A 7049-nucleotide genomic window follows, 5' to 3' on the forward strand; every position below is an offset into this window, starting at 1 on the left:
ACATCTAATGACAGACCAGAACGGCGATTTCGCCTTTCTGCCCTTGGGCGGAACGGGCGAGATTGGCATGAATCTTAATCTCTATCGCCTGGGGGAAACCTGGCTGGCGATAGATTGCGGTATTGGTTTTAGCGGAAACGACACACCGGAAGCTGAAATTCTGGTGCCTGATCCCACCTTTATTGCAGAGCGTCGGGACCAGTTGGCAGGGTTGGTGATTACCCACGCGCATGAAGACCATATTGGCGCGGTGGCTCACCTGTGGCCGCTTCTGCAGTGCCCTGTTTACGTGACCCCTTTTGCTGGGGCCGTGCTGCGCCGTAAACTGGGTGAAGCCCGCCTGCTTCAGGAAGTGCCGATTCATGTCATCCCTTGTGGTGGCACGTTTGATGTCGGGCCTTTCAATCTTGAGTTCATTCCCGTTACCCATTCCGTGCCAGAAGCGCAGAGCGTTGTTCTGCGCACGCCCGCAGGGATTGTGGTGCATACCGGGGACTGGAAACTTGATCCGGACCCGCTTGTTGGCCCGCCAACGGATATCAAACGCCTGAAGGAAGTGGGTGAGGAAGGGGTTCTGGCTCTGGTGTGTGACAGCACCAACGTGATGAAGCCCGGTGCCTCCCAGTCCGAATCGGAAGTGCGTCGGAGCATGACGGACCTGATCGGCAGCCTCAAAGGCCGTATCGCCGTTACCTGCTTTGCGTCCAACGTGGCCCGTGTTGAAACCATTGCCATGGCTGCACAGGCGGCAGGCCGCACGGTGGTTCTGGTTGGCCGCTCCCTGCGCAATCTGGATGTTGCCGCGCGTGAATGTGGATATCTGTCTGGCGTTCTGCCGTTCCTGAACGAGCAGGATGCGAATGATGTGCCCGATGATCAGACGGTCATGATCATTACCGGGAGCCAGGGGGAGCCGCGCTCCGCCTTGTCCCGCATCTCTCTGGATATTCACCCCAACATTTCTCTGGGTGAGGGTGATACGGTTATCTATTCCAGCCGTATGATTCCGGGTAACGAGCGCGCCATTATGGCCGTGCAGGACAATCTGTCCCGTCGTGGCGTGCGCGTGATTACGGATAAAGACCATTTTGTGCATGTATCGGGTCACGCCACGGGCGGTGACGTGAGCACCATGTATGATCTGATCAAGCCGCAATATGCTGTGCCGGTTCACGGCGAATGGCGTCACCTCACGGCGCATGCCGCTTTGGCGCAGGATAAGGGTATTGCCCCCATTCTGCTTGAAGATGGCGATATTCTGCGTCTTGCTCCGGGCAAGGCCGAAGTGGTGGATACTGCACCCAGCGGTCGTCTGGCGCTGGATGGTGGCCGTCTGCTGCCAATGAATGGTGGCGTTCTGGCGGCGCGTCGCAAGATGCTGTTCAACGGTGTGGTAATTGCCAGCTTTGCGGTGGATGACGAAGGGTTTGTTATCGGCGAGCCCAAACTGAGCGCGCCCGGCCTGCTGGACCCGGATGATCTGGAAAGCGTGCGCGTGCGTGAAGAATTCGCCAACGCGCTGGATGTTATTCCCGATGAACTGCGGAATGATGATCAGGCGTTCCGTGATGCCGCCAAGACGGCACTGCGCCGGGCTCTGGGGCGTAAGCTTCAGAAGCGCCCGCTGGTGGATGTGCACGTTCTGCGTGTCTGAAGCCTTTGCCTGCATGATAGGCACATAAGCCGTGGAAGGAAGCCCGCATGATGCGGGTTTTCTTTATGGGCACAGTGCTTTACAGCAGAAGATGTTCAGGAATTTTTCGGGTAGACCCAGCTGCGGTCTGCCTTACAGACAAGGTTGAGTACGACCATGCGTCTTTCGCGCAGTTTTCTCCCTACCCTTAAAGAAAACCCGGCAGAGGCGCAGATCGTCTCTCATCGGCTGATGCTTCGTGCAGGGCTGGTCCGGCAGACGGCGTCCGGTATCTATGCGTGGTTGCCAGCGGGGCTGAAGGTGCTGCGCAACATCAGCCAGATTGTGCGTGAAGAGCAGGATAGCATTGGCGCGCAGGAAGTGCTGATGCCCACCCTTCAGTCTGCTGATCTGTGGAAGCGTTCGGGCCGGTATGATGCTTACGGGCCGGAAATGCTGCGCATTCAGGACCGGCACAAGAGGGAACTGCTGTACGGGCCAACCAATGAGGAAATGATTACGGATCTGTTCGGGCAGACTGTTAAATCCTACAAGGAACTGCCGCAGGTTCTGTATCATATCCAATGGAAATTCCGTGACGAAATGCGCCCCCGGTTTGGTGTGATGCGCGGCCGCGAATTTCTGATGAAAGACGCCTACAGCTTTGATCTGGATTATGCCTCCGCCGTAGCAAGTTACCAGCGGATGATGTTGGCGTATCTGCGTACATTCCAGCGGTTGGGCGTGCGGGCCGTGCCCATGCGGGCTGATACTGGTCCCATTGGCGGGGAACTCAGCCATGAATTCCTTATCCTGGCCCCCACGGGTGAGAGCGGCGTGTTCTATGATGCCGCGCTGGAAGATCAGGACTGGCTGGATGAACCTGTTGATGTAAACAGCCCGTTGGCGCTGGAAACCTTCTACAAGCGGGTGACCACGCCGTATGCCGCCACCGATGAAATGCATGACACCACGGCATGGGACGCCGTGCCGGAAGAGCGTCGGCGTGAAGGCCGTGGCGTTGAAGTGGGACATATTTTCCACTTCGGTACCAAATACACCAAGGCCATGGATATCAGCGTAAGCGCGCCTGATGGTTCTCAGGTCTACCCGGAAATGGGGTCATACGGCATTGGTGTCTCTCGCTTGGCCGGAGCAATTATCGAAGCCAGCCATGATGAAAACGGCATCATCTGGCCAGATGCCGTAGCGCCCTTCAAGGCCGCGATTCTGAACCTGAAAGTGGGGGATGAAACGTGCGATGCCGTGTGTGAACGCATCTATAATGTGGATACGGAAGCCTTCCTGTATGACGACCGCACGGATCGGGCTGGCGCCAAATTTGCTGATGCGGATCTGATGGGGCATCCGTGGCAGATTGTGGTCGGACCACGGAGCGCAAAGGAAGGGCGTGTGGAACTCAAGCGTCGTGCGACAGGCGAGCGGCATGACCTGAGCGTGGATGACGCTCTGGCACTGGTTCTGGCAGGCTGAGCATGTTTGGTCCCTTCGAGCGGGCAATAGCCGGGCGGTACCTCCGGGCGCGCCGTGGTGAGCGGTTTGTGTCTGTCATCGCCATTTTCTCGCTAGTGGGGATCGCACTTGGTGTGGCCACGCTCATTATCGTCATGGCGGTCATGAACGGGTTCCAGGCAGATCTGATGGACCGCATTCTTGGTCTGAATGGTGATCTGAGCATTTATGGATCAGGCCGGACCATCTCCCATTATGAAGAGGTAACAGACCGGGTGCGCAAGGTGCCCGGCGTTATCAGTGCAACCCCGCTGGTGGAAGGGCAGGTGCTTCTGAGCGCTGGCTCTTTCAATTCTGGCGGCGTGGTGCACGGCATGACCAAACAGGGACTGCTGGACCTTAAAGGGGTAAGCTCCTCTCTGGTGGCCGGGTCTCTGGATGATTTTGAAGGGGATGATGCTGTGGCCGTTGGGGTCACGCTCGCGTCCCGTGCAGGCCTCTCCATCGGGTCGCGTATTACGTTGATTTCACCGGAGGGCGCGGCAACGGCTTTTGGCACTGTACCGCGTGTGCGGGCCTACCATATTGTTGCGATTTTTGATGCTGGCGTGAATGACTACAATGCCAGCTACGTGTTCCTGCCCATGCATGCCGCGCAGGTTTACTTCCAGATGCCGGACAAGGTTACGCAGATTCAGGTCATGGTGCAGGACGCCCAGAATGTCCGGCCCGTAACCATGCGGATCATCAATGCGGTGGGTGATCCCGGCCTGCGTGTGTTGGACTGGACAAACGCCAACAATGCTCTGTTTGGCGCGGTGCAGGTGGAACAGAACGTCATGTTCCTGATCCTGACACTTATTATTCTTGTGGCAGCCTTCAATGTGATCTCGTCGCTGATCATGATGGTCAAAGACAAGACAGGGGATATTGCCGTATTGCGCACCATTGGGGCCAGCCGGGGCGCCATCATGCGCATTTTTCTGATGTGTGGTGCCTCCGTAGGCGTAACAGGCACGGTGGCCGGTACGGTGCTGGGCGTGGTGTTCTGTATGAACATTGAACGCATCAGGCAGGCGTTGCAGAGCCTGACGGGCACCAATCTTTTCAACCCCGAAGTTTATTATCTGACGCATCTTCCGGCCAAGCTGGTGTGGGGGCAGGTAGGGGAAGTGATCGGCATGGCACTTACCCTTTCTCTGCTGGCCACGCTTTATCCCTCCTGGCGTGCGGCACGAACTGACCCAGTTGAGGCTTTGCGTCATGAATGATGTGGTTCTGCGTCTTCAGGGCGTAAAAAAAACGTACCGTAGCGGGGAGGACGGATCTCTTCCTGTTCTGCAAGGGGCCGATTTCACCCTGCATGCGGGTGAACTGGTGGCGCTGGTTGCCCCTTCGGGCACTGGCAAATCCACTCTTCTGCATCTGGCAGGTCTTCTCGATACGCCTGATGAGGGGGAGATTGAAATCTGCGGCCAGAGCACCCGTGGGCTAGCGGATGCTGGGCGTACGGCGTTGCGGCGTGATGAAATTGGATTTGTTTATCAGTTTCATCATCTGCTCGCAGAATTCACCGCCCAGGAAAATGTGATGTTGCCGCAAATGATTGCAGGCACACGCAAGGCGGAGGCCCGCGCACGGGCGGATGAACTGCTGGATATGTTCGGCTTACACCATCGGCTGAAGCATCTGCCCGGCAAGTTGTCCGGCGGCGAGCAACAACGGGTTGCTATTGCGCGTGCTCTGGCAAACCGGCCCGCTTTACTGCTGGCCGATGAACCGACGGGCAATCTTGATGTGCGGACAGCCGATGCCGTTTTTACGGAACTGATGGCGGCTGTGAAAAATCAGGGGTTAGCAGCCTTGGTCGCAACTCATAATGAGGAGTTGCTGAGCCGTATGGACCGTGTGATCACTCTTCGGGATGGGCTTGTGGTGGCGCGCTGACTCCAGCCGCCACCATCTTTTTTCAGCCGTTCAGCAAAGTCCGTTCAATGGCATCCCGCACGCGGGGCGATGTGGGGGATGTCACACTGGCAAACCAGGCAGCAGGCTGGCCAGATCGGTTGATCAGATATTTATAGAAATTCCAACGGGGGCGGCCCAGAAAACCACATTCCTTGTTCAGCCATTGGAACAGCGGAATGGCGTTTGTTCCTTTTACAGAACTGCGCGCCGCCATGGGAAAGCTGACGCCATAATTGCGGTGGCAGAAAGAAGCAATCTCAGAGGCCGTTCCCGGTTCCTGCTGCCCGAAATCATTGCTTGGTACACCAATAACCATCAGTCCTGCTTTTCGGAACTGGCTCCAAATAGCCTGTAAGCCTTCATATTGCGGTGTAAAGCCACATTTGGAGGCCGTATTGACAATCAGAAGCGGCCGACCGCGATAGTCATTGAGGTTGATTGTGTCGCCTTCCAGGCCAGGGAGCGTGAAATCATAAGCTGTGGTCATGGCGAGGAGCCTCTTTTGTTGCGAACGTCTCAGGGGTAATAAGCCCTGTCTAGCGCAAGAAAAGAGAAGGGGCGAGAGGAGAGAGGGAGGGGGAAGCCTGCTGCCCAGTTGCGGGTTCTTGTCAGGCTTCCACCAATTTTTTGCGTTGGAGATCGTGTTCGTTTATTATTGTTCATTATGTTGAACACGATCCCGTATTTGGAATAATGAGGATATCGCCTCCTCTTGTCAACAAGGAAAATAAGATCGGCATGTCCAAACCTCAGGATTCTGTCCCGGCGCTCCGTCGGGCCGTGCGTATTCTCGATCTGGTCAAGGCTGCGCAACGGCCTCCATTGGCGGCGGATGTGGCCCGGCAGCTTGATCTGCCAAGGAGCACCGTGCACGGGCTGCTGGCAGTTATGGTTGAACTGGGGTTGCTGGAAAAAACAGCCATGCAGGGTTACAGGCTAGGCACCCGGCTTCTGGACTGGGTGGGGGGCGTGACAGAAAAGCGGGATCTGGTGACGGAGTTCTATCAGTCCCTTGATGGCTTTTCTGATCTCGACACCTTTACGGTGACACTGACCCTGCTTGAAGGGATGGAAGTGGTGTATGTGGCCTGCCGCAACAGCGCCACGGTGCTGGGGGCCTCCTTCCGTGTAGGCATGCGTCTGCCTGCTATTTTTACAGCCACCGGAAACGCCATGCTGGCCGGGATGGATGATACATCCTTCAGGGAGTGGCTGACCCTGCATCCCGCGTCCACCTGGCCCGAACCCATGACACCCAATGGAATCCGTTCTGTCACGACTCTAGTGCGGGAGATTGCCGAGATTCGTGAGCGTGGCTATGCGGTGGATGATGAACAAATTCATGATGGCCTGTGGTGCTTTGGGGCCGGAGTGAAAGACTACTCTGGCCGCATGATTGCCGGAGTAGGCGTGAGCCTCCCTCAGACAGAACTGGGGCGGTATGATGTGAGCGAACTGGGTAACCGCGCTGTTGCGCTTGCTCAGGCTGTTTCTGGGCGGCTGGGGTATAGAAACGCTATGGCGGAAGGCGTAGAGAGCGAGCGTTAAAGTGAAAGCTGCTCGCTGATATCTGTCAGCCGGTCTGATCTCATCAGCCCTCACCAATTGAAAAGGAAGATTATGCCTCGGTCCTGTAAGAGAACTGGGTGGGCAACTGTGCGCCGAGCCGTATTGACTGTAAGTGCGAGTCTGGCATTGGTGATGGGCGCTGCGGGGGCCAGTCGGGCAGCCGAACAGACACCGCAAACAGAGGTAAAATATCTGGTGTTCGTGCACGGCCTGCATGTGATGGACATTCAGGCGGCTTACCGGCTGGATAACGCTCAATATGGCATAGGGGCTCATGTTAAAACAGCAGGTCTGTTTGGCATGTTCATGAAAACAGATCTCACCCTCAAGGCGCAGGGCCGGTTTAACGGGCAGACTATAGAGCCGGAAACGTTTGAGAGCGGCGGTTGGTCTCGTCGCCGCAACC

The 7049-nt window shown here is 56.8% G+C and carries 6 protein-coding genes and 1 pseudogene; 6 read left to right on the forward strand and 1 reads right to left on the reverse strand.

Annotated elements, in window-relative coordinates:
* Positions 1-7 precede the first annotated feature (7 nt).
* From AD944_RS05255 to AD944_RS05270, 4 genes are all read left to right on the forward strand, one after another.
* Entirely contained in the window at positions 8-1654 is a 1647-nt protein-coding gene (locus tag AD944_RS05255; RefSeq protein ID WP_006558254.1) for a ribonuclease J, read from the forward strand.
* A 156-nt stretch (positions 1655-1810) separates the two neighbouring features.
* A complete protein-coding gene (gene proS / locus AD944_RS05260; RefSeq protein ID WP_045542822.1) occupies positions 1811-3127 on the forward strand; it encodes a proline--tRNA ligase in 1317 nt (438 codons plus the stop codon).
* Positions 3128-3129: 2 nt separating this feature from the next.
* On the forward strand, positions 3130-4377 hold the full coding sequence (locus AD944_RS05265; protein ID WP_035380828.1) for a lipoprotein-releasing ABC transporter permease subunit: 1248 nt from the start codon (positions 3130-3132) through the stop codon (positions 4375-4377).
* Complete coding sequence (locus tag AD944_RS05270) at positions 4370-5053, forward strand: ABC transporter ATP-binding protein (RefSeq protein WP_045542821.1); 684 nt, start codon at positions 4370-4372, stop codon at positions 5051-5053. Before AD944_RS05265 ends, AD944_RS05270 begins: the two co-directional genes overlap by 8 nt.
* 22 nt (positions 5054-5075) lie before the next feature.
* Here the strand turns inward: AD944_RS05270 and AD944_RS05275 are convergent, their stop codons facing one another.
* Complete coding sequence (locus AD944_RS05275) at positions 5076-5561, reverse strand: glutathione peroxidase (RefSeq protein ID WP_035380824.1); 486 nt, start codon at positions 5559-5561, stop codon at positions 5076-5078.
* A gap of 251 nt (positions 5562-5812) precedes the next feature.
* Here AD944_RS05275 and AD944_RS05280 point away from each other — a divergent pair, with 251 nt between their 5' ends.
* Together AD944_RS05280 and AD944_RS05285 are read left to right on the forward strand one after the other, a co-directional pair.
* A complete protein-coding gene (locus tag AD944_RS05280) occupies positions 5813-6622 on the forward strand; it encodes an IclR family transcriptional regulator (RefSeq protein WP_045542820.1) in 810 nt (269 codons plus the stop codon).
* Between the two features lie 72 nt (positions 6623-6694).
* Positions 6695-7049, forward strand: a pseudogene (locus AD944_RS05285) (DUF3108 domain-containing protein); the annotation flags it as partial.

This window comes from Acetobacter tropicalis (assembly GCF_001580915.1).
GTDB lineage: Bacteria > Pseudomonadota > Alphaproteobacteria > Acetobacterales > Acetobacteraceae > Acetobacter > Acetobacter tropicalis.